17 protein-coding genes are annotated in these 21,898 nt (G+C 65.3%); 5 read left to right on the forward strand and 12 right to left on the reverse strand.

All coding sequences use genetic code 11. The annotated features are described in order from the left end of the window. The first annotated feature begins 16 nt into the window (after nt 1-16). A complete protein-coding gene (locus KSS95_RS16350; RefSeq protein ID WP_217848113.1) occupies nt 17-1,267 on the forward strand; it encodes a carbohydrate porin in 1,251 nt (416 codons plus the stop codon). A 12-nt stretch (nt 1,268-1,279) separates the two neighbouring features. On the opposite strand, the gene argE is transcribed toward KSS95_RS16350, so the two are convergent. Together argE and KSS95_RS16360 are read right to left on the reverse strand one after the other, a co-directional pair. Next, a complete protein-coding gene (gene argE, locus KSS95_RS16355; protein ID WP_217848114.1) occupies nt 1,280-2,440 on the reverse strand; it encodes an acetylornithine deacetylase in 1,161 nt (386 codons plus the stop codon). Beyond that, the gene (locus KSS95_RS16360; RefSeq protein ID WP_217848115.1) at nt 2,433-3,110 is read right to left on the reverse strand and encodes a DUF1028 domain-containing protein; all 678 of its coding nucleotides are present in this window, start codon (nt 3,108-3,110) and stop codon (nt 2,433-2,435) included. The genes argE and KSS95_RS16360 overlap by 8 nt, the downstream gene beginning before the upstream one ends. 248 nt (nt 3,111-3,358) lie before the next feature. Here KSS95_RS16360 and KSS95_RS16365 point away from each other — a divergent pair, with 248 nt between their 5' ends. Both KSS95_RS16365 and KSS95_RS16370 read left to right on the forward strand, forming a co-directional pair. Beyond that, nucleotides 3,359-4,675: a flavin-containing monooxygenase gene (locus tag KSS95_RS16365; RefSeq protein WP_217848116.1), complete on the forward strand. Its 1,317-nt coding sequence runs from the start codon at nt 3,359-3,361 to the stop codon at nt 4,673-4,675. Next, nucleotides 4,675-5,091 carry a RidA family protein gene (locus tag KSS95_RS16370; RefSeq protein ID WP_134689644.1) on the forward strand — a complete coding sequence of 139 codons (417 nt, stop codon included), beginning with the start codon at nt 4,675-4,677 and terminating at the stop codon, nt 5,089-5,091. Before KSS95_RS16365 ends, KSS95_RS16370 begins: the two co-directional genes overlap by 1 nt. A gap of 48 nt (nt 5,092-5,139) precedes the next feature. On the opposite strand, the gene KSS95_RS16375 is transcribed toward KSS95_RS16370, so the two are convergent. From KSS95_RS16375 to KSS95_RS16395, 5 genes are all read right to left on the reverse strand, one after another. Continuing rightward, on the reverse strand, nt 5,140-6,027 hold the full coding sequence (locus KSS95_RS16375) for a pirin family protein (protein WP_217848117.1): 888 nt from the start codon (nt 6,025-6,027) through the stop codon (nt 5,140-5,142). 402 nt (nt 6,028-6,429) lie between these two features. Further along, on the reverse strand, nt 6,430-8,067 hold the full coding sequence (gene pgm, locus KSS95_RS16380) for a phosphoglucomutase (alpha-D-glucose-1,6-bisphosphate-dependent) (protein WP_217848118.1): 1,638 nt from the start codon (nt 8,065-8,067) through the stop codon (nt 6,430-6,432). An 81-nt stretch (nt 8,068-8,148) separates the two neighbouring features. After that, entirely contained in the window at nt 8,149-10,404 is a 2,256-nt protein-coding gene (locus tag KSS95_RS16385) for an ATP-dependent DNA helicase (protein ID WP_217848119.1), read from the reverse strand. Continuing rightward, nucleotides 10,401-12,050 (reverse strand): VRR-NUC domain-containing protein, encoded by a 1,650-nt coding sequence (locus KSS95_RS16390; protein WP_217848120.1) that lies wholly within the window; start codon nt 12,048-12,050, stop codon nt 10,401-10,403. The genes KSS95_RS16385 and KSS95_RS16390 overlap by 4 nt, the downstream gene beginning before the upstream one ends. Nucleotides 12,051-12,503: 453 nt before the next feature. Next, nucleotides 12,504-13,607 (reverse strand): IS110 family RNA-guided transposase, encoded by a 1,104-nt coding sequence (locus KSS95_RS16395; protein WP_217848121.1) that lies wholly within the window; start codon nt 13,605-13,607, stop codon nt 12,504-12,506. Nucleotides 13,608-14,017: 410 nt separating this feature from the next. On the opposite strand from KSS95_RS16395, the gene KSS95_RS16400 reads away from it, so the two are divergent. Beyond that, the gene (locus KSS95_RS16400; RefSeq protein WP_217848122.1) at nt 14,018-14,407 is read left to right on the forward strand and encodes a DUF2946 family protein; all 390 of its coding nucleotides are present in this window, start codon (nt 14,018-14,020) and stop codon (nt 14,405-14,407) included. Nucleotides 14,408-14,478: 71 nt separating this feature from the next. Beyond that, nucleotides 14,479-16,632, forward strand: a complete 2,154-nt coding sequence (locus KSS95_RS16405) for a TonB-dependent receptor (protein WP_217848123.1) — start codon at nt 14,479-14,481, stop codon at nt 16,630-16,632. A gap of 210 nt (nt 16,633-16,842) precedes the next feature. On the opposite strand, the gene KSS95_RS16410 is transcribed toward KSS95_RS16405, so the two are convergent. The 5 genes from KSS95_RS16410 to KSS95_RS16430 form a co-directional block, all read right to left on the reverse strand. Then, on the reverse strand, nt 16,843-17,274 hold the full coding sequence (locus tag KSS95_RS16410) for a GFA family protein (RefSeq protein WP_217848124.1): 432 nt from the start codon (nt 17,272-17,274) through the stop codon (nt 16,843-16,845). Between the two features lie 79 nt (nt 17,275-17,353). Then, nucleotides 17,354-18,037 (reverse strand): DUF998 domain-containing protein, encoded by a 684-nt coding sequence (locus KSS95_RS16415; protein WP_437179553.1) that lies wholly within the window; start codon nt 18,035-18,037, stop codon nt 17,354-17,356. A gap of 355 nt (nt 18,038-18,392) precedes the next feature. After that, on the reverse strand, nt 18,393-19,808 hold the full coding sequence (locus KSS95_RS16420) for an MATE family efflux transporter (protein ID WP_225935516.1): 1,416 nt from the start codon (nt 19,806-19,808) through the stop codon (nt 18,393-18,395). 14 nt (nt 19,809-19,822) lie between these two features. Further along, the gene (locus KSS95_RS16425) at nt 19,823-20,308 is read right to left on the reverse strand and encodes a P-loop nucleotide/nucleoside kinase family protein (protein ID WP_217848125.1); all 486 of its coding nucleotides are present in this window, start codon (nt 20,306-20,308) and stop codon (nt 19,823-19,825) included. A gap of 117 nt (nt 20,309-20,425) precedes the next feature. Next, nucleotides 20,426-21,832, reverse strand: coding sequence for a hypothetical protein (locus KSS95_RS16430; protein ID WP_217848126.1), 1,407 nt, complete (start codon nt 21,830-21,832; stop codon nt 20,426-20,428). Between the last annotated feature and the right edge of the window lie 66 nt (nt 21,833-21,898).

Consider the following 21,898-nt stretch of genomic DNA (forward strand, 5'->3'; position numbering starts at 1 on the left):
TTCCGAGAATTTTGCAATGCGCTTCGTACCCCGCATCACCCCCGCCCTGCTCCTGACCCTGAGCAGCACCACCGCCCTGGCCGACGCCACTACCCTCACCGGCGACTGGGGCGGCCTGCGCCAGCGCCTGCAAGCCGACGGCATCACCTTCACCGGCGACTACAGCGGCGAGACCGCCTACAACGCCCACGGCGGCCTGCACCGCTCAGCCCGCTATGCGCAGAACATCAAGCTCGGCGTGCAGTTCGACCTGGCGAAGCTGTACGGCCTGGACGATGCCGGCCAAGTCCAGTTGAGCGTCAACGACCGCCGCGGCAACAGCGCCTCCGAAGACCTGGTCGGCAACCGTCTGCCGATCCAGGAAAACTACGGCGGCCTGTATACCCGCCTGACCGAGCTCAGCTACGCGCGCAACCTCACCCCGGCGCTGAACCTCAAGCTCGGCTACATGGCCATGGGCAACGACCTCGGTGGCCTGGACAGCGGCATCCTGTGCAACTTCATGAACGCCGGGTTCTGCGGCCATCCGCTGAACATGTCCGGCGGCAGCGGCTGGAGCAACTACCCCAACGCCCACCTCGGCGCCCGCCTCAAGTACGACCTGGCGCCGGCCTGGCAGCTACGGCTGGCGGCGTTCAACGTCGACCCCGCGAGCAACGGCAATGCCAGCCGCGCCTGGCACCTGGGGCCCAAGCACACCACCGGCACCGTGCTGCCGCTGGAGCTGGTGTACAAGCGCCAGGGCGCGCTGCCGGGCGAATTCAAGCTCGGCTACTACTACGACAGTTCCAACGTGCAGCGCATCGGCAGCGACAAGCACGTCGCCGGCCGCGGCGGCCACTACCTGCTGGTCGACCAGGCGCTGTGGCACGACCCGGCATCGCCTGGGCGCAGCCTGCATGCCTTTGGCCAGTACTCGGCATCGAGCCAGGCCGCCTCGCCCTTCACCCGCTGGTACGGCGCCGGCGTGGTGCTGTACCAGCCGTTCGCGGCTCGCCCGCGCGATACCCTGGCGTTCGGCTACGGGCGCGCGGTACCCAACCCGCGCAGCCGCGATGTGCTGCAAGCGGCGGCGCTCGAGGCCGGGCAAGGCTTGCCCAGCCTGGACAGCGCCGAGCAATTGCTCGAGCTCAGCTATGGCTACCAGGCCACGTCCTGGCTGAACCTGCGTCCGGACGTGCAGTACATTGTCGAGCCTGGGGCGTTTAGCGCGCAGGACATCGACAATGCCTTGGTGTTCGGCTTGCAGGTCAAGGCGACGTTCTGACGCCCCGCGAGTTCAAGCCTGCCTGAGGTACTCGGCCAAGCGCCGCAGCATCGCGTCACAGCCCTGCAACTGCTCGACACTGACGAACTCATCTGGCTTGTGCCCTTGCGCCATGCTGCCCGGGCCGCAGACCACGGTGGGGATGCCGGCCTGGTCGAACAGGCCGCCTTCGGTGCCAAAGGCCACGGTGGCGAAGTCATCCGAGCCACTGAGCAACGCCACCAGCCGCGCCGCCTCGCTGTCGGGCGCGGTCGCCAGGCCCGGGTAGGCGCTCAACGGCTGCAGGCGAATGGCACTGGCGGCGTTGACTGCCCGCATGCGCGGCAACAGTTCGGCTTCGGCGTAGGTGTGCAGCCGGTCGGCCACGACCTGGGCTTCGAAGCCGGGCAAGGCACGTACCTCGAAGTCGAACGCGCATTCTTCAGGCACGATGTTCAGCGCCCTGCCACCCTGGATGACGCCGGTCTGGACCGTGGAAAACGGCGGGTCGAAGCGCGCGTCGTGGTGCTCGGGGCGCGCCAGCTCGTCAGCGATCTCACCCAGCTTGCCGATCAGCCGCCCGGCGTACTCGATGGCATTCACGCCATAGGGCGCATAGGCCGAGTGACAAGCCGCGCCCTGCACCTGGCAGCGCATCGCCAGTTTGCCTTTGTGGCCGAGCACCGGCTTGAGTTCGGTGGGCTCGCCGATCAGGCACAGGCGCGGCTTGTGCGGCCGCTGCGCCAGGGCGGCCAGCATCGAGCGCACCCCCAGGCACCCCACTTCCTCGTCATAGGAAAACGCCAGGTGCACCGGCATCGCCAGCGGTTGCGCCAGAAAAGCCGGCACCGCGGCCAGCACCGCGGCGATGAAGCCTTTCATGTCGGCGGTGCCACGGCCATACAGGCGGCCGTCGCATTCGCTGAGCTGGAACGGCGCGACGCTCCAGGCCTGGCCGTCCACCGGCACCACGTCGGTGTGCCCGGACAGCACCACGCCGCCACGCTCGCTCGGGCCGATGGTGGCGAACAGGTTGGCCTTGGTGCCCTCCTCGTTGAGGAACAGCTCGCTGGCAACGCCCAGCCCGGCCAGGTAATCGCGAATGAAGGCGATCAGCTCCAGGTTGGAGTCGCGGCTGACCGTGGCGAACCCGACCAAGCGCGCCAGCAACGCCCTGCTGCATGGCTCATTCATCGCCCGCTACCCCGTAGCTCGGCGCTGCGGTCGGGTCCAGGGCGCGGGTCACATAGTCCTGCATCTGCGGCCGGTAGGCCTGCCACAGGCGGTCCAGCTCGGCGATCGGATCGTGCTCGATCCAGTCCACGCGCAGATCCACCAAGGGCCAGGTCAGCTCACCGGCGATCTTCAGCGCCGCCGAGTGCACCGGCCCTGCTTCGCCACCGGCGGCCATGGCCGCGTGCATCGCCGCCAGCAGGCGCTCGGCCAGGTGGCCGCTAGCCTGTTCGAACGCGCCCAGCATGGCCTCGATCACCGCCGGCGAGGACAACAGGTTGCCCGCCGCCACACAGTGTTCGCCAGCCACGGCGTTGTGCACGCCCAAGGCCCGCTTGCCGGTGAACAGCGCCACCTGGCCCTGGCTGTCGATCACCGTGACCTGGCGGTATTCGCTCCAGCCGTTGGCGCTGAGTACCCGGTCCAGGGCGGCGGCAGGCGGCAGCTGGCCGTGTTCCAGGGCGTCGAGGATCTGTGGGCCGAGGGCCGGCAGGGTGATGTTCTGGGTGGCCACCGCGCCGACCCCGGCCCGCACCCAGGGGCAGCGGGCACCGACGGCGATGCTCGATGAACTGATGGCGATGCCCAGTTGGCCGGTTTCCTGGCAGCGGCCGATGATGGAGAAGGTCATGGGTGCAGCTCCTGTTGGGGTTTACCGGCATTCTCAGCGGCCCCCGGCAGCGGCGAAACCAACATTTTCCTCGGCACTGGGCAGGAAAAAACTAAGGCACCTGCACATGCCCCCGGTGTAGGCGCGGCCTTCGCCAATTTATCGACAAGCCCCAGCTAAATACTATTTTCGCGATTGCCGGCCCATCCCTAGTCTGGCTCCAGGCAACACCGACCTGAACAAGAACGCCGCTGAAGAAGGGCTGGGACATGACATTGAACAATCTTGAAATCGACACCCTCGTGGTCGGCGCCGGCCAGGCCGGCGTGGCCATGAGCGAACACCTGAGCAAGCTCGGCGTGCCGCACCTGGTGCTGGAGCGCAAGCGCATCGCCGAAGCCTGGCGCAGCGGGCGCTGGGATTCGCTGGTGGCCAACGGCCCAGCCTGGCACGACCGCTTCCCCGGGCTGGCATTCGACCTCGACCCCGACGCCTTCGCCGGCAAGGAGCAGGTCGCGGACTACTTCGAGCAGTACGTGCGCAAGTACAACCTGCCGGTGCGCACCGGGGTCGAGGTCAAGCGCGTGCTGCGCAACAGCGACCGCCCGGGCTTCACCATCGACACCAACCAGGGCGTGATCCATGCCAACCGCGTGGTGGCCGCCACCGGCCCGTTCCAGCGCCCGGTGATCCCGGCCATCGCCCCGCAGGATCCACGCCTGCACCAGCTTCACTCCGCCGCCTACTACAACCCTGAACAGTTGCCCGAAGGCGCGGTGCTGGTGGTCGGCGCCGGCTCCTCCGGCGTGCAGATCGCCGAGGAGCTGCTGCGCGCCGGACGCCAGGTGTACCTGTCGGTGGGCGCCCATGACCGACCACCGCGCAGCTACCGCAACCGCGACTTCTGCTGGTGGCTGGGGGTGCTCGGCGAATGGGACGCCGAGATCGCCAAGCCCGGTCGCGAGCACGTGACCATCGCCGTGTCCGGCGCCCGCGGCGGGCACACCGTGGACTTTCGCGCCCTCGCCCACCAGGGCATGACCCTGGTCGGCCTGACCCAGTCGTTCGACGGCGGCGTGGCGCGCTTCCAGGACAACCTGGCCAAGAATATCCAGCGTGGCGACGAGAACTACCTGGCCCTGCTGGACGCGGCCGACGCCTATGTCGCGCGCAACGGCCTGGACCTGCCCGAGGAGCCCGAGGCGCGCAAACGCCTGCCCGACCCGGCTTGCCTCACCCAGCCCCTGCGCGAACTCGACCTGGCCCAGGCCAAGGTCGGCACCATCATCTGGGCCACCGGTTATGGCGTCGACTTCAGCTGGCTGCAGGTCGACACCTTCGACGCCAACGGCAAGCCGCAGCACCAGCGCGGGGTATCCAAGGAGCCAGGCGTGTACTTCCTCGGCCTGCCCTGGTTGTCGCGCCGTGGCTCGTCGTTCATCTGGGGGGTGTGGCACGACGCCAAGCATGTCGCCGGGCATATCGCCACCCAACGCACCTACCTGGCCTACCGCGACCGCGAACAGCGTGCCGGCGCCGAACAGCCTTCCTCGATCAGCAACGTCAGCACCTTCGGAGCCCACTGATGCCTACCCATACCCGCATCCGCATGTTCAACACCAAGGCCACCTACCCCAACCAGACCCTGGACAACGACCTGTGCCAGGCCGTCAGGGCCGGCAACACCATCTACGTGCGTGGCCAGGTCGGCACCGATTTCGAGGGGCGCCTGGTGGGCTTGGGCGACCCGCGGGCCCAGGCCGAGCAGGCGATGAAGAACGTCAAGCAGTTGCTCGAAGAGGCAGGCTCGGACCTGTCGCATATCGTCAAGACCACCACCTACATCACCGATCCGCGCTTTCGCGAGCCGGTGTACAAGGAGGTCGGCAAGTGGTTGAAGGGGGTGTTCCCGATTTCCACCGGGCTGGTGGTGGCAGGCCTGGCCCAGGCCGAATGGCTGATGGAGATCGATGTGATCGCGGTGCTGCCGGAGCAGCTGTAACCTAAAAAAACAATCGCCGGCTTGCCGGCGATTGGGCTCTACCTGTGGTCAGTGCCGGGCGCCATGCTCGGCGCCGCCCATCTGGCCGAAGCGTCCGGCCTGGAAGTCGTCGAACGACTCGGCAATTTCCGCCTGGCTGTTCATCACGAACGGGCCGTAGCCGACGATCGGCTCGTCGATCGGCTCGCCGCTGAGCAGCAGCACGCTGACATCCTCCAGCGCCTCGATGCGCAGGTCCTCGCCGTCACGCTCCAACAGCACCAGGCTGGCCGGGCCGGCTTCGCGCTGGTCATTGACCCGCAGGTTGCCGCGCAATACCACCAACGCGGCAGTGCGGCCGGCGGCAACGGGCAGTTGCAGCGAGGCACCGGCCTTCAGGCGCAGGTCCCACACGTCCATGTCGGTGAAGGTCCGGGCCGGGCCCTGGTGATCCAGGTAGCGCCCGGCGATCACCCGCAGGCTGCCCGCCCCGCCTTCCAGGTTCACCAGCGCTATGTCTTTGGCCAGCAGGGTCTGGTAGCCGGCGGCGGCGCGTTTGTCCTTGGCTGGCAGGTTGACCCACAGCTGGACCATTTCCAGCGTGCCGCCACGCTTGGCGAAGGCCGGCGAATGGAACTCCTCGTGGAGGATGCCGCCGGCGGCGGTCATCCATTGCACGTCGCCCGGGCCGATCAGCCCGCCGGCGCCGGTGGAGTCGCGGTGTTCCAGCTCGCCCTGGTAGACGATGGTCACGGTCTCGAAGCCACGGTGCGGGTGCTGGCCGACGCCACGACGGGCGCTGGTGGGCGTGAAATCGTGAGGACCGGCATAGTCCAGCAGCAGGAACGGGCTGATATGGCGGGCCAGGTTGTCGTAGGTGAACAGGCTGCGTACCGGGAAACCGTCACCCACCCAATGGGCGTGGGGGCTGCGGTAAATACCTTGGATCTTTTTCATGAGAAGCCTCCTCTCGTGGATGGTTATCACCTTACCGGTGAGGCTAATCATGCGGTAGATAGCTAAAATGGCATGGATCGTTCCAAAAATGGAACAATCTACTCGGCAGCGACTTGCGCTGAACATCGGCGTCGCCTGGTTCGCCAGCAAGCTGGCTCCTACGCAGAGAGCAGCCTACTGTGCCCCGTAGCCAGCCTTGCTGGCGAACCAGGCGACGCGGTGGATGGCACCGGCTGCGCCGGTGTTCGCCGGCAAGGCCGGCTCCTACGCCGTCTGCAACCTGCCCGCCCGTAGGCGCCAGCCTCGCCGGCGAACCAGGCGACGCGGTGCATGGGTTCGCCACTACCAGCCGACGCCTGCGCAGAGCAGCCTGCAGGCCGATAAACCGCTGGCAGAGGCCGGTCAGGCGATCGCCGCATCCACCAGCACCTGGGCTTCGGCCACCAGGCGCTTGAGGTGCGCCTCGTCGATGAAGCTCTCGGCGTAGATCTTGTAGATGTCCTCGGTGCCCGACGGCCGCGCGGCGAACCAGCCGTTGGCGGTCATCACCTTCAACCCGCCGATGGCCTGGTGGTTGCCCGGCGCGTGGCTGAGGATCTGCTCGATCGGCTCACCGGCAAGCTCGGTGGACTTGACCTGCTCGGGCGCCAGCTTGCTCAGCAGCGCTTTCTGCCGTGCGTCGGCCTTGGCCTCGACGCGGGTGGCGTAGGGCTTGCCCAGCTCGGCGGTGAGCTCGGCATAACGCTGGCTCGGCGTGCGTCCGGTGCGGGCGGTCATCTCGGCCGCCAGCAACGCTGGGATCAGGCCGTCCTTGTCGGTGGCCCAGACGCTGCCGTCGCGGCGCAGGAACGAGGCGCCGGCGCTCTCTTCGCCGCCAAAGCCCAGCGAACCGTCGAACAGGCCCTGGGCGAAGAACTTGAAGCCTACCGGCACTTCGTACAGCTCACGGCCCAGCGCCGCGGTAACGCGGTCGATCAGGCCGCTGGAGACCACGGTCTTGCCCACCGCCGCATCGCTGCGCCATTGAGGACGGTGGCGGTACAGGTAGTCGATGGCCACGGCCAGGTAGTTGTTCGGCTGCAGCAGGCCATCGGCGGTGACGATGCCGTGGCGGTCGTGGTCCGGGTCGCAGGCGAAGGCCACGTCGAAACGCTCGCGCAGGCCGATCAGGCCCTGCATGGCGTACGGCGAGGATGGGTCCATGCGGATCTGCCCGTCCCAGTCGACGGTCATGAAGCGGAACGTCGGGTCGACCTCGGTGTTCACCACTTCCAGGTTCAGCCGGTAGCGCTCGGCGATGGCCGACCAGTAGCGCACCCCGGCGCCGCCCAGCGGGTCGACACCCAGGCGCAGGTTGGCGCCGCGGATCACCTCGAAGTCGATGACGTTTTCCAGGTCGGCGACATAGCTGCTGACGTAGTCATGGCGCTGGGTGGTCGCCGCGCCAAGGGCTTGCTGGTAGTCCATGCGTTTGACCCCGGCCAGGCCGGCGGCCAGCAGTTCGTTGGCCTTGGACTCGACCCACTTGGTCACGTCGCTGTCGGCAGGGCCGCCATTGGGCGGGTTGTACTTGAAACCACCGCTTTGCGGCGGGTTGTGCGACGGGGTGATGACGATACCGTCGGCCAGGCCCTGCTGGCGACCACGGTTGTAGCAGAGGATGGCGTGGGACACCGCCGGGGTCGGGGTGTATTCGTCATCCTTGCTGAGCATCACCTGCACGCCGTTGGCGGCCAGCACCTCGAGGGCGCTGGCGGCGGCCGGCGCCGACAGCGCGTGGGTGTCGGCACCGATGAACAGCGGGCCGTCGATGCCCTGCTCCTGGCGATACAGGCAGATGGCCTGGGTGATCGCCAGCACGTGGTTTTCGTTGAAGCTCAGCTCCAGCGAGGTGCCGCGGTGGCCCGAGGTGCCGAAGGCCACGCGCTGGGCCGCTACCGCGGCGTCAGGACGGCCGGTGTAGTAAGCGGTCAACAGGCGGGGGATATCGACCAGCACGCTGGCCGGAGCCAGCTTGCCTGCCAAAGGACTGAGCGTCATGCAAGAACCTCGAGATTCAACGGATGTTGGGGTTGGAACGCGCAGTGTACTGGGAGTTTCAGCGCCAGGCGATGGGCATGTTCAGGCGCAGTGCCACCAGCTGGGGAACATCTGTCGCACCCGCGGCTCGGCGAAACGCTCGTCGATCAGCAGCAGCACGCCACGGTCCTGCTCGCCACGGATGACCCGGCCCGCCGCCTGGATCACCTTGCGCACCCCGGGGTACAGGTAGGCGTAGTCGAAGCCCGCGCCAAACTGCCGGCCCAGGCGCTGCTTGAACTGCTCGTTGACCGGGTTGACCTGGGGCAGCCCCAGGGTGGCGACAAAGGCGCCGATCAGGCGCGTGCCCGGCAGGTCCACGCCTTCGCCGAACGCACCGCCGAGCACGGCGAAACCAACGCCCTGCCCGCCCTCGACGAAACGCGCCAGAAACGCCTCGCGACTGCTTTCGTCCATGCCCGGTGCCTGGCGCCACTGGGGAATGCCGGGGTGGGTCGCGGCCAGCAACCCGGCCACCTGTTCCAGGTATTCGAAACTGCTGAAGAACGCCAGGTAGTTGCCCGGCTGGCGACGGTACTGGGCGGCGATCAACGCGACGATCGGCGCCAGCGAGGCCTGGCGCTGCTGGTATCGGGTCGACACCTCGCTGACGATGCGTACCTGGAGCTGCTCGCCGCGAAACGGCGCGGCGACTTCCAGCCAGGCCGTGTCGGCCGGCATGCCCAGCAGGTCGCGGTAATAGTGCTGCGGATTGAGGGTGGCGGAGAACAAGGTGACACTGCGCGCCGCGCTCATCCGCGGCCCCAGCAGCCGCGCCGGCACCACGTTGCGCAGGCACAACGTGGCCAGGCGCCGGCCACGCGGCCCGCTACGCTGGGTGATGTCGAACAGGAAGTGCGGGTCGAACAGTTCGGCGACCCGGCTGAACTGCAACGCCTGGTAGAAGAACTCCAGCACAGCGGGCTCGACGTCGCTCGGGGCCTGGTTCATGCGCTCCTGGATCAGCCCGATGCACTGTTGCAACGCCCCCAGGAAGGCTTCGGGCAATTGCTCGGCCGCCTGGTACGGCGCCATCTGCGCCTTGTACAACGCGTTCCACTGCCGATTCAGGCGGTCAAGGGCGCTGCCCAACCCGGCCGGCTTGCTCTGGCGCAGGGCCAGCAACCGGCCCTGGTCGAGGCTGGCGCTGTACATCTGTCGACCGCGCTCCACCAGGTTGTGCGCTTCGTCCACCAGCACCGCGGTGCGCCACTGGTTGACCTGGGCCAGGCCGAACAACAAGGCGTGGGCGTCGAAATAGTAGTTGTAGTCGGCCACCAGCACGTCGACCCAGCGCGCCATCTCCTGGCCCAGGTAATACGGGCAGACCTGATGCGCCAGGGCCACCTCGCGCAGTGTCGCACGGTCGAGCAACGGCACTTGCGCCGCCGCCGCGCGGGCGGCCGGCAAGCGGTCGTAGAACCCCCGCGCCAACGGGCATGACTCGCCATGGCAGGCCTTGTCCGGAAATTCGCAGGCCTTGTCGCGCGCGATCAGTTCGAGGCTACGCAGCGCCGGTTGCGCGCAGGCCTGGGTGATTTGCCGCAAGGCATCCAGCGCCAGGGCGCGGCCGGGCGTCTTGGCGGTCAGGAAGTACAGCTTGTCCAGTTGCTGCGGTACCACCGCCTTGAGCAGCGGGAACAGCGTGCCGAGGGTCTTGCCGATACCGGTGCTGGCCTGGGCCATCAGGCAGCGGCCGGTGCTCACGGCCTTGTACAGCGTCTCGGCCAGCTGCCGCTGGCCCTGGCGGAACGCAGGATAGGGAAAACGCAGCGCCTGCAGCCCCAGGTCGCGCTCGGCCAGGCGCTGGGCCTGCGCTTGCGCCCAGGCCAGAAAGCACTGGCACTGGCTTTCGAAGAACTGGCGCAGTTCGTCGGCGCCATGGCGCTCGCTGACAAGGGTCTGGCGATCGTTGTCCACCTCCAGGTACACCAGGGCCAGCTCGATGTCCGCCAGTTGCCGCGCCTGGCACAGCAGCCAGCCGTAGACCTTGGCCTGGGCCCAGTGCAACTGGCGATGGTTGGCCGGCTGGCGAGCCAGGTCGCCACGGTGGGTCTTGATCTCTTCCAGGCGGTTGCGCGCCGGGTCGTAGCCATCGGCTCGGCCACGGACGCGCAGGCCCTGGTACTCGCCCTCGAGCGTCACCTCGGCTTCATACCCGGCCCCGCGCCGGGCCACTACCCGGCGATGACCGGCCATGCCTTCCTCGGCAGTAGGCGACGGGGTGAACCGCAGGTCCAGGTCGCCAGCCTTGGCGCTGAACTCGCACAGGGCCCGCACGGCAACGGTGTAGCTCATGCCGGCGGCGCCCAGCGGACATGGCACACCGCAACCGGCAGGCCGTGTTCATGGCAGAACTCGAGCCAGCGCAGCTGGTTGTCCTGCAGGCGGTCCCCCGGGCCCTTGACCTCGACCATGCGGTAGCGCCCCTCCTGCGGCCAGAACTGGATCAGGTCGGGCATGCCGGCGCGGTTGGCGCGGATATCCTGCAACAGGCGCACGAAGCAGGCCTTCAGGTGCGCTGCCGGCACATGGGCCAGGGCCTGCTCGAGCAACGCCGCATCGAGCATCTGCCAGAACACGAACGGCGACTGCAGGCCCTGCTTGGCCACGTAGCAGTCGCGAATGGCCGCGCGGTAGCTGCCATCGTCCAGGCGGCCCAGGCAGCGCTCGAACAAGGCCGCCCGGCGCTGCTGGAAATCGGCGTCATGCAGGTCCTGGGGGCCGGCCTGGAAGGGGTGGAAAAACGCCCCCGGCACCGGGGCGAAGATCGCCTCCCAGCACAGCAGGCCGAACAGGCTGTTGAACAGCGTGTTCTCGACATAGTGGGCGACTGCGCCGGCCTGTTGCAGGTGCACCCGCACGGCTTCCTCCACGCCCAGCTCGGCGAGTTCCGCCGGCAACACCAGTTCGATCGGCGCGACCGCGGCCTGGCGCCGGCGCGGCTGCGGCGGCCCGCCCAGCTTGCGCTGCAGGCGCGGCAGCAGGCGCGCCAAGGCCTGTTGTTCCAGGGCATTGGCCGGTACCGAAGCCATGCGCGTGGCCAACGCGTGGGCTTGTGGCCACTGCTCGCGGCGCTCGTGCACCCGCACCTGGCGGATGCGCGCCTCGGGGTGGGCGCAATCGGCGTAGACCTGCAGGGCCAGGTCCCAATCGCCCAGGCGTTCGCACTGCTGGCCGAGGCTGAACAACAGGCGCGCCCGCCGCCGGGCCAGCCAAGGGTTGCCACTGTCGAACCCAGGCAACGCCGCCAGCACCTCGGCCGGCGCCACGCCCTGCTGCAGTTGCTCGGCGCATTGGTGCAGGGCCATGGCCAGGTCGACTTCCGCGCGCTGGCGCAGGGCCCGGGAATCGTCGCTGAACGGCACCTGTTCGTAACGGAATACGCCCAGGTCGCTGAGCACGAAGTCCGACCAGTCCTGGTAGAGGTTACCGAAGAACAGCAGGCGCATACGGTCGCACAAGGGTTGCAGGCGCCAATGCAGCAGGTCTGGCGCAAAGCCTGGGAACCATTCGGCCAGGGGCCTGGCGGGCAGCTCCAGCGCCTGCAATTGCGCCAGCAGCTCGGCCTTGCCCGCCCGAGGCCGCGCCAACTGCCCGGCAAAGCACAGTGCCAACTCATCCTTGCGCAGCAGCGGCCACAACTGCTCGAGCGTCATCGGCGTGTCGGCCTCGACCCAGCCCAACGCCAGCAAGGGCGCCAGCGCGGCCTGGGTGTCGCCGATTTCGCTGTAGTCGAGCTTGTCGCTGCGAAACCACTGGCCTTTGCGCATGACCATGCGCACCAGCAGGGCCTGGGCGGCGGTCGGCAAGCCGGCGAAAGCCTGGATGAAGGCGAACTCGTCGTGGTTCAGCAGGTCGGCGTAACGCTGCTCGACCCAGCTCAGGACCTGGCGAAAGTTGTACAGGTAGTACAAGGGGTCGTCGACGGAATGGGCGATCACGGGGCTGGCAGCGGGGTTGGGAATGAATGCTGGTTATACATACAGGCTTGCGCTGATACAAGTGCCGCCGGGCAATCGGTCCGATGGGCGGTATTTACGGTTTGTAGGTTGCGGGTGGGCCTGCAGGTGTCGGTCGCAATTGTTGCGGCGCCTATCAGATCGAGCGCCGCCCGCGCGGCGCATCGCGGATGAATCCGCTCCTATGTATGGACTCGCCTACATTGTCTACCTGCTTTTTCGAACAAGGTTACCCGGTTGCATCTATGTATCAGGCCTATTCGAGGAAGCTTGGTGCTTCTGGCCAACATCGGGTGAGCTCGCAGCATGCCCATTACATTCAGGCCTCTTGGGCCGGTAGGAGCGTAGGCATTGATCCGCGACGGTCTTACCTAGGGTCGATGTTCACTAGCAGGGGCTGGGGCGCTCGGCACCCCGGTGGCGTAACGCTGTAAGTCAGCGGCTCATGGCGGGCTCCTGACGATCATCCGGTTGACGTTGGTAAACCTGCTCTCCTTGTAGCAGCACCCAAATGATGCGCAGATTTCGATTAGCCAGTCTGATCGCCGCCTCCTTGCGACCAAGCCGAGTTAACCATCGCAAGAGGCGGCGATCGTCTGGCTGATCGGAATCAGGCTTCAAATGGCTAAGAACCGCGTGCGCACCCTGGATCATCATGCTGCGTAAGTAGCCGTCACCTCGCTTGCTCATCTTGCCCAGCCTGACCTTCTTTCCACTGCTGTGCTGGTCGGGCACCAGGCCAAAGTAAGCGGCAAACTGTCGAGCATTGGGGAACCGCGAAGGTTCAGGCTGCTTGGCCAGCATCGCTGTGGCGATGATCGGGCCGACACCGCGTATCGTCATCAGGCGGCATGCGACCTTGTCGGCCCCCGCCGCTGTTTCGAGCCGTCCTGTCAGGACGGCGATACGCTCGCCCAGATAGCGCCATTCGGCGAGCAGTTCATCGAGCAATTCACGCAGCAGATCTGGTAATGGTTGGGTCGCATCTTCAAGAATCCGCGACACACCTTGGCTGACGGCAAAATCGCCTTGCGCCAGGGCGACGCCCTGTTCCAGTAACAGGCCGCGGATCTGGTTGCCTAGCGCGGTGTGGCGCCTGACATAGCCTCTGCGAGCGCGGTGTAAAGCTTGAATCGCCAAAGCGGCAGTGCTCTTGATCGGCACCGCAGCAATGCTGGTATCCCGGCCTGCGCGCAAGATGGCATGGGCGTCGTTACGATCATTCTTGGCACCACTGCGGTGCTCCGCCACTCGCTGCGCGGGCAGGATGCGGACTGGGGTGCCCTGCGCCTGGAGCAAACGCCCCCATGCTTGAGCGCCGGGGCCACTTTCCATCAGGACCGTCACGGTGGGTGGCAGCTTGGTCAGGAACGCGTGAAAGGCTTCACGGGATTTGATTCGATCTTCGTAGATGACGCGCCCGGAGCCGTCATCTCCGGCCACCTGAAAGACTTGCTTGGCCAAGTCGACTGACAGGTGTTGGCAAAGCGTTACATCGGTGGAAGACAGGGAATTGCGCTTCGTCCTATGCTTGCTCATGGTCTCGCCCTCGCTGCCGTTGGCTTCTTAGAACGCCACCGTGGCACTGTGATGCCTCGGCGGGGGCGAGTCCATCCGATTACATCTGTTGCAACGTGGCCATGCCTGATAGGCCATGGTTGTTAGCCTGGTGCGCTCGACGCGATTTCTGCGTGGGCATTGCTCGCCTCGCCTGTCTCGCGCCCTGCGCCAAGGCTGGCGACTGTGGCCTGACAGGTTTGGGGACGTTGCAACCAATGCAGGCCGCGATGCGCCCATGACCATCAGGCGCGTCCTGCTTGCCGAACCGGCCATGCCCCGCTAAAGACACTCATACGAATTGCCATGGCCATGCAAATGCGCTTTTCAGGCACTGCAAAACCTGTAAACTCCGCCCTCGAGTTCGCCTGACCACTGCCCGAGCCTTACCCATGACGCTGGCCCGCCACACACGCTCGCAAGTCGCCTGGGTGCTGTATTTCAGCATCCTGTTCGGCGCGTTGCTGTGCGCCATGGGCCATGGCCAGATGGCCGGCTTGCGCCTCGCCGGGCTGGATGACGCCGCCTGGTGCGCGGCCGACAGCAGCGGCGTGTTCAAGGGCGACCAGGACCTCAGCGACCCGGTGCTGCCGGCCAGCGGCGACTGCGTGATCGCCAGCCTGTTCAACGCCACGCTGCTGGCCGTGTTCTTCGGCCTGCTGGCCTTGCTCAGCCTCGAGCCGAGCCAGCCCTTACCCAGACAACCCGCGCCACGCCTGCCCAAGCAGCGCTGGCCACTGGTCAATCCCCGCGCCTCTCCCGCCGCGCTTCTCGCGTTCTGACATCGCCACGCCCGAGTGCCGCCTGATCGGCAGCGGGCGTGCGCTCATCGATTTCAGCCAGGAAGCCTTGCATGTTTCGCATGACCACTTTGGCGCTGCTCGTTGGCAGCGCAACCTGCGCCTGGGCGCAAAACGACACCTTGACCCTGCCCGCCAGCAACGTCACCGCCTCCGCCGACCAGAACCAGGAGGCTACCCGTCTCGACCTCGACCGGCCCATCGAAAGCGGCTCGCGCCTGAACCTCAGCGCCCGCGAGAACCCTGCCTCGGTCAGCGTCGCCGACCGCCAGACCATGGCGCGCATCGGCGCGCGCAACTTCCAGGACGCCGCCAACGCCTTGCCCGGGGTCAACGCCTCGGCGCCACCCGGCTGGGGCGGCTATGTCGCGTACCGCGGCTTCAATGGCGCCCAGATCAGCCAGCTGTTCAACGGCATCAACCTGCAGTCCGGCGCCGCCGGGCGCCCGGTCGGGGCGTGGATCTACGACCGCGTCGAACTGCTCGGCGGCCCGTCGTCGTTCCTCAACGGCAGTGGCGCGGTCGGCGGCAGCCTGAACATGATCACCAAGCTGGCCAACCGCGACGAGGACACCTTCGACGGCCGTGTCAGCTATGCTCGCTACGACACGATGGAAACCTCGGTCGGCTTCAACAAGGCGCTCAACAGCGGCGACGGCCCCCGCCACTACGCGCGACTGGACTACAGCCGCACCCACACCAATGGCTATATCGACCGCCAGGAGAACGGCGCCGGCAACCTGGCCTTTTCGCTGCTCAGCGACATCAACGACCAGCTCTCGCACACCCTGGCCATCGAGTACCTCGAAGAGCAAGAGGACAGCCCGTACTGGGGCGCGCCGGTGCTGCAACCGGCGGTCGGCACCCTGCACATCGACAAGCACAATCGCTTCGACAACTACAACGTCGAGGACGGCCGCTACGAGCAGCGCACCCGCTGGCTGCGCTCGATCACCGACTATCGCATCGACGACAGCAACCAGTTGCGCAACACCTTCTACCACTACAACGGCCAGCGCGATTACCGCAACCTCGAGGTGTACCGCTACAACGCCGGCAACACCGGCATCGCCCGCTCCGGCGGCTACCGCCAGCGCCACGACCAGGAGCTCAACGGCAACCGCGTCGAGCTGACCCACCAGGGCCAACTGTTCGGCCTGGCCAGCGACTGGGCGTTCGGCGTCGACTACAACCGCAACCAGCAGACCCTCTACCCGCTGTCCAAAGGCGCCTTCGACCGCATCGACCCGAACGGCTTCCAGCCCGGCCACCTCCTCGACATCCCCGGCATGGACGCGCCGCGCGTCAAAGGCCGCAGCAGCACCACCGACACCACGGCGGGCTTCGTCGAGAACCGCACGCGCCTGACCGACCAGCTGTCGCTGGTTTCGGCGCTGCGCTACGACCATATCGACTTCGAGGTGGTCGACCACGTTAACCGGGCCAAGCTGGAGCGGCGCTGGGACGCTTTCACCGGCCGCCTGGGCCTGGTCTACGACCTGACCTCCAACATCAGCCTGTATACCCAATACAGCACCTCGGCCGAGCCACCGGGAGGCTCGCTGACCGGCGCCTCGCTCAGCCAGGTCGGCGATTTCGACCTGAGCAGCGGCCGCCAGGTGGAAGTGGGCAGCAAGTTCGACTTCCTCGACGGACGCGGCTCTGCCACGGCGGCGGCGTATCGCATCGTGCGCAAGAACATCTCGGTGCCCTCCTCGACCGTACCCAACACCACCGAGCAGGCAGGCCAGCAAACCTCTACCGGCATCGAGCTGGCGGCCTCGTTCAAGGTCACGCCCAAGCTGCTGGCGGCGGGCAACTTCAGCTGGGTCGACGCCGAGTACGACGAATTCAACGAGACCATCGGCGCCGTGGTGCACTCGCGCAAGGGCAAGCACCCGGTGAACATCCCCGACCGCGTCGCCAACCTGTGGCTGACCTACGACCTGGCGCCGGGCTGGCAGGTCGGCGCCGACGCGCGTTATGTGTCGTCGGTGTACGCCAACACCGCCAACACCGCCTGGGTGCCGTCGTATACCGTCTACGGGCTGTCGATGACCCACGACCTGGACCAGCACGTGCAGCTCAGCGCACGGCTGCGCAACCTCACCGACGAGGTCTACGCCCGCTTCATCCACCAGACCAACACCCAGTATTACCTGGGTGAGCCGCGCAGCCTGGAAGTCGCTGTGCAGTGGCGCTACTGATGGGCCTCAAGCGCCAGTTGTAGCTGTGGGCCCGCAGCGCCAACGGCGCCAGCCGCCTGCTCGAAGACGGCGCCTGCCTGGACCCGGCCAGCGGCATGCTGGTGGCCAGCCACGACCGCGGGCAACGCACCGGGCGCTGGTGGTTCAACCTGCAGTAGCGGTGGGCTGGCGGCGTTTGCGCAGGGGGGTGAGAAAGCCATGGGTTTGCGCCTACGGCTTTTCCACCTTCACTGACGCGCTGCCGTCGACCCGAGCCCGATCGCTGGCTGGCGTGTACCAAGGCGCTGCCGATTCGGTGTGAAGGTGATTCTGTTTGTTTGCCAGGAAGGGCGTATCCAGCGTGCCCAGCGCTATCGAAACCCAGTCGGCAAACTCGCCTTGGGCGCTTGACCAGAACAAGTTCGAGCCGCACGCCACGCAGAACTCGCGCGCCACCTTCGGTGAAGAGGCATAGGTCTTGATACTGCTGGCGCCGCGAAGTAATCGCAGCTGGTTGCGTGGAACGCTGCCATAGGAGGCAAATGCAGCTCCGTGGCCTTTGCGGCACTGGCTGCAATGGCAATGAGTCACGGCCTTTGGCCGGGTGAGCAACTCGAAGCCGACTGCTGCGCACAAGCAGCTTCCTTGGTAGACCTGTGTCATTGGCGGGTCCGTACAGGTGAAAAACGCCAGCGTACCGGCCCCGGCGGAATCGGTCGACTGGCCGTCAACCGCTCTCCATTCACGGGCACCTTTGCGGTCGATGGCTGACGCTGGCCGTGGCTGGCTCACTGCGCAGTGCGGTCCAGGCCAAAGCAGCGACCCAGGCGACGGACACGCCGTAATTGAGCCGCTGGTACAGGCCAAACCCATGACCGTTACTAAACGCCTTGGCCATCATTGCAACCGTCGCGAGGGCAAGGATTACACAGAGCGCCGAGAACCATTTGAAGCCAATTGATGACAGCAGTCTCTTGCTCAAAAAGAACCACAGACCGCTAGCCATCGTCAGCGAAAGAAACATCACCATTCCCGCAAGGTTATGTATCTGCTGAGCAGTTGAAGGCTGCGCAGGCACGCATCCCGCATCACAGGAGAAAACACCAGTAGCGAAACTAGCCAAGCCATGGAGCACTATAAGCGCGGCGCTGACCAGGGCCAAACGCGAACCTGCGTAGCGTCGCGCTAAACCCAGGGCGAAAAGCCCGAACAATACCCCCAAGGGAAAATTGTTCACCCATGCCGAATAGTTGTGGGTGGGAGCCCCAACCGCGCCTAACTGGCTCAATGCCTGCTCGAAGTGGCTATAACCGGGGTAGCCAAACGAGGTAAGCGACACGCCAGCGAAGAGCCAGAATGGAATGAGTAGCCCCAAGCCCAACAATTTCCGGTTAGTGGCGTCCACGGCACAGCTCTGCTTGGTCATGACAGTGATCGATCCGTCGCTCACGAAATAGCGTCATTTTAGAGAGACCACCGGCCAATGCACCATCGATTTTCTTGCAAGGCAGCGTGCGCATGCGTCACCTGTCGCCGCCTCGGTCCATAGATGACACCGATGTCCCAACGCCTGCCTAGAACTCCGTGCTGATTGCCTCGAAACAACCACACGCCGTCAGAGCTTTGCCAAAGCAGCCCAGGAACTTTCGCTCAGCGAAGGTGCAATCCGTCGGCAGCCCCAAGTCGGAGGAGTTTCTCGGGATATGGCTGTTCAACCGTGTCGGCTATCGCAGCACACCCAATGTGATTCACATTGACCACTGCAGGTGAATTTTTCAGGTTCAAACGGCATCTTCGCAAGCTGGCTCTGGATCGATGTGAAGTCGGTTTTCAGCCTCTCGGATGGCTTTGGCGATTCGCCAGAAATAAATGGCTCCGATCAAAAATTCGAAGACCGAACCGATAACCCAGCATGTGATCAGCGACGACGGAACATTGCGATTACTCATTGCGACGTAGTAGATCAAGGGAATGCTTATAGCCCACATCAAGACCAAGCGAACGACCAGCGTAAATCTGGCCATGCCAATACTTTCCAACACCGCAGCCCCTGTCATGGAGAATATAAACGCGGCGGAGAATGTCCACAAAACCCGTTGTGTATCGATGGCGAGGGCGACGGTCTGCGGGTTGTGCCCCAAGTCGCCGAAAGCCTTGAGCAAGACCTGGGGTAAAGTGACCTGAATGCTGGAAATCAGCAGTACGTAGCACAGCTCGATGATCACCGTTACCCGCAGAATCATTGCCAAATCAGTGTATCGCCGCTCGCCGGCTGCCGTGGCGCATAGAATGCTACAACCAATGCCTAGGCCGATGATCGGGATAATACCCAAGTAATTAATGGTCAGATTGACGTTGTTTGCCGCTAGCGCACTAGCGCCCAGCACCGCGACTATCCATATGAACGCAGTATTGCCGAGTTGATCCATCCCGGCGCATACGCCACTGGGAGCACCCCTACGCAGCCGGAAAGACAACCGATGCAGGAGCTGCTTGCCACGGCCAGTAAAGATATTCATTAACGCAAGCCAGACCTCTCGAGGCAGCATTACTGCGTAACACGTCAGCATGGCGAGCGTGCCAATCAATGTGCCGATAGCGGCTCCGCCCATCCCCATTTCGGGCAGCCCGAACCTCCCAAAGACCAAGCCAACGGTGAAAATTGAATCGACTACTTGACCAACTATTCCAATGATGAGCGTTTCACGGGTCCGACCTACTCCGTTGAAAAACGAGGACAGTGCTGTATCGACCGTCATTACTGAGCCGAAAATCGCCGCCCAGAACATGTATTGCGATTCGAGGCTGACGATCTGCGGTGGGCGAGAACTGAGATGGGGAATCATCGCGATCAGCGGAGCGGCGACAAGCAACAAGGCTGCGCAGGCTATACCCAGGAGTAGCCCCAGCGCGCCTTCATTCGCAGCCTCATCAAGCCCCGATCGCCCGTTCGCCTGTGCAATAAAGGAACGTGACACCCCCACGGTGCTACAGAAGAAGGCGATAATCGCCAAGCTCGTGAATACAGCCGGACCGGACGCGGCCAGCGTATCTTGTGAGTAGTGTGCGAGGCAGAGCCGGTCGACCAGCATCATCAATAAATTGCCGACCATCGTCCCCATCAACGGAAACGAGATGACGACGACTCTTTTCGCCACCCTCGCGTCAAACCAGGCGCCAGATATCTCGTACCTCACGGTGCTAGCTTCCGTCAAAGCCGATGCACTTCGATTTGAAGCCCCTCACCTTCATCCGGCGCGCGAAAGTAGCTAGTTATCAGGTCAAACTCCGCGTCAGTCGCCGCAAACTCATGCTCGGCTCCCGTGTTGCGAAGATGTAACCTACCTCGACAGGTATCATCGTCCACTTCTAAGTAATGGACACAATGAGCAACCTTGGCTGCGTCAGCCAAGTGGCGCAGCCATTGTCGATCTTGTGGTGTATTTGCAGGGAAATCCAAAACGACAGTCACGCCAGCCCGTAGCACATCGATGACGAGCGGGCCCAGTACGTCTCGAATCTGCTGTGCCAGACGCACATAATCGGTTATGGACTTGATCTGATCTGGATAAAGCCGGGACAGCCAGTGATCCTCACTCAACAGAATCGCTGATCGTTCAGTTGCCAAGCTTTTGGCCAACGTTGACTTGCCCGAGGCAATCTTGCCTGCCATGAGGTGCAGCACGGGTTTGGGCATAGGGACGTCTCCTTGTCGAACCCCGATGATGCTTATAGAAAAGCGCCGAAGCAATCATGCACACTGCAAGGCGCATTACTCTGAGTGGCAATGATCTTGCTGGGTGATGATTCGCGCTCATACCGCAGACCGTTGCCCCCGCCCCTGGCAGCAGGCCAAGTCGGCTACCCGCCGCAGCCACAGGTCGCGTTGCGCCAACAACCGGTACAAACGCCGTGCCTCGGGCCGCACAGTACCTGCATAGACCGCCCGCAGTTGCACAAGCGTCAACCCGCTGGTCTCGGTCAGCCACTGGCTGACCGGCCCAGGGCATGACCTGCCCTGTAGTGCCCTGTGCAGATAGGGCAAGGCGACTCGCATGTTGGGATGGCAGCTCGACACGAAGGCCTCAAGGTTGCGCCCATGCGCGTCGAACGGCTTGAACAACAAGCACTGCAGCTGTTTCTCGCCCACGCCATAGGCGTCACCCAGGCGCTCCTGGGCCTCGCGGCGCAACACCGGCCCCTGCGGCCAGGCCACTGCGTGCTCGCCCAGGCCAGTGAAATACGCCTGGGCCCCCTCGCGATAGCTGCGTTGTTCGACGGCCTGGGCCCTCAGGCCATGCAGGTGCGCCAGCGGCAGCGGATCGAACAGCCCCGCCGGCCCCTGGGGCTGGCAGGTGTCGGTCAATTGCCGGCCAAGCATGCGCTCAAGCGGCGCGGCTTGCTCCGGGTGCGGCAGTAACGCCTCGACCGAAACCACCCGTACCACCCGCCCCCCCTCTGCCGGGGGTTGAGCTGAAGGGGGGCACAGCGGGTCGGACAAGGCATCACCCAGTTGCCTCATGCCCTCGGCCCAACTGACGACACTGTCGGTGCCTGCGCTTTGCGTCACGTGCTCGGTATGGCGCAGGCAGCGCCGCCCCCATGCCATCAGGTGATGCAGGCGCATCGGCGCGATGGCGCTGACCAGCAGGTTGGCGCCGTCTTCGTCGCCAAGCGCCTGCGCCAGGCTGGCCGCCAGTTCCACGTAGCCCCTGGCGCCGAGCAGCGCAGCGGGCAGAGCACCGGTGAGGTGGCCGAACAGCAGCCAGGCCTGGCCCGCTTCGCGGGTCTGGCTGGGCGAACAAGCCGACCGCGCGCCGAACGGCCCCAGTTGGCCGCCGTCGGCGCGCAGCAGCTCGACCCGAGGGTCGTCCTGGAGGAACAGTGCACTGAAGCAACGCTCGTGAAGGGCCAAGGCCTCGCCGTCCAGGCCCGGCAACCTGGCCACCAGCACCTGCAAGCGGAAGGTGCCGGCATGGCGCAGGGCAATGATCAACTGGGCGGCCCGCAGGCAGGCCAGCAGGTGCGTGCTGCGCGAGTCCAGGCCCTGCAGTACCAGCACCCGGAAAGCGCCGATGTTGTCCGCGCCGCCACCCATCACCAACATCCGCTGTACCAGCAACTGCACCGAGGCGCGCTGCGCCTGGTTCATGTGATCGAGCAGGCGCTGCAGTACCTGCTGGTAGATATAGTGCATGGCCTGATCGTGGGTTGTGCTCATGCGTTCGCTCCATCTTCCTGACGGCTTCTAGGTGAAGCCCGGATTCTGGCAGTGAATACCGGACCA

Source organism: Pseudomonas muyukensis (assembly GCF_019139535.1).
GTDB lineage: Bacteria > Pseudomonadota > Gammaproteobacteria > Pseudomonadales > Pseudomonadaceae > Aquipseudomonas > Aquipseudomonas muyukensis.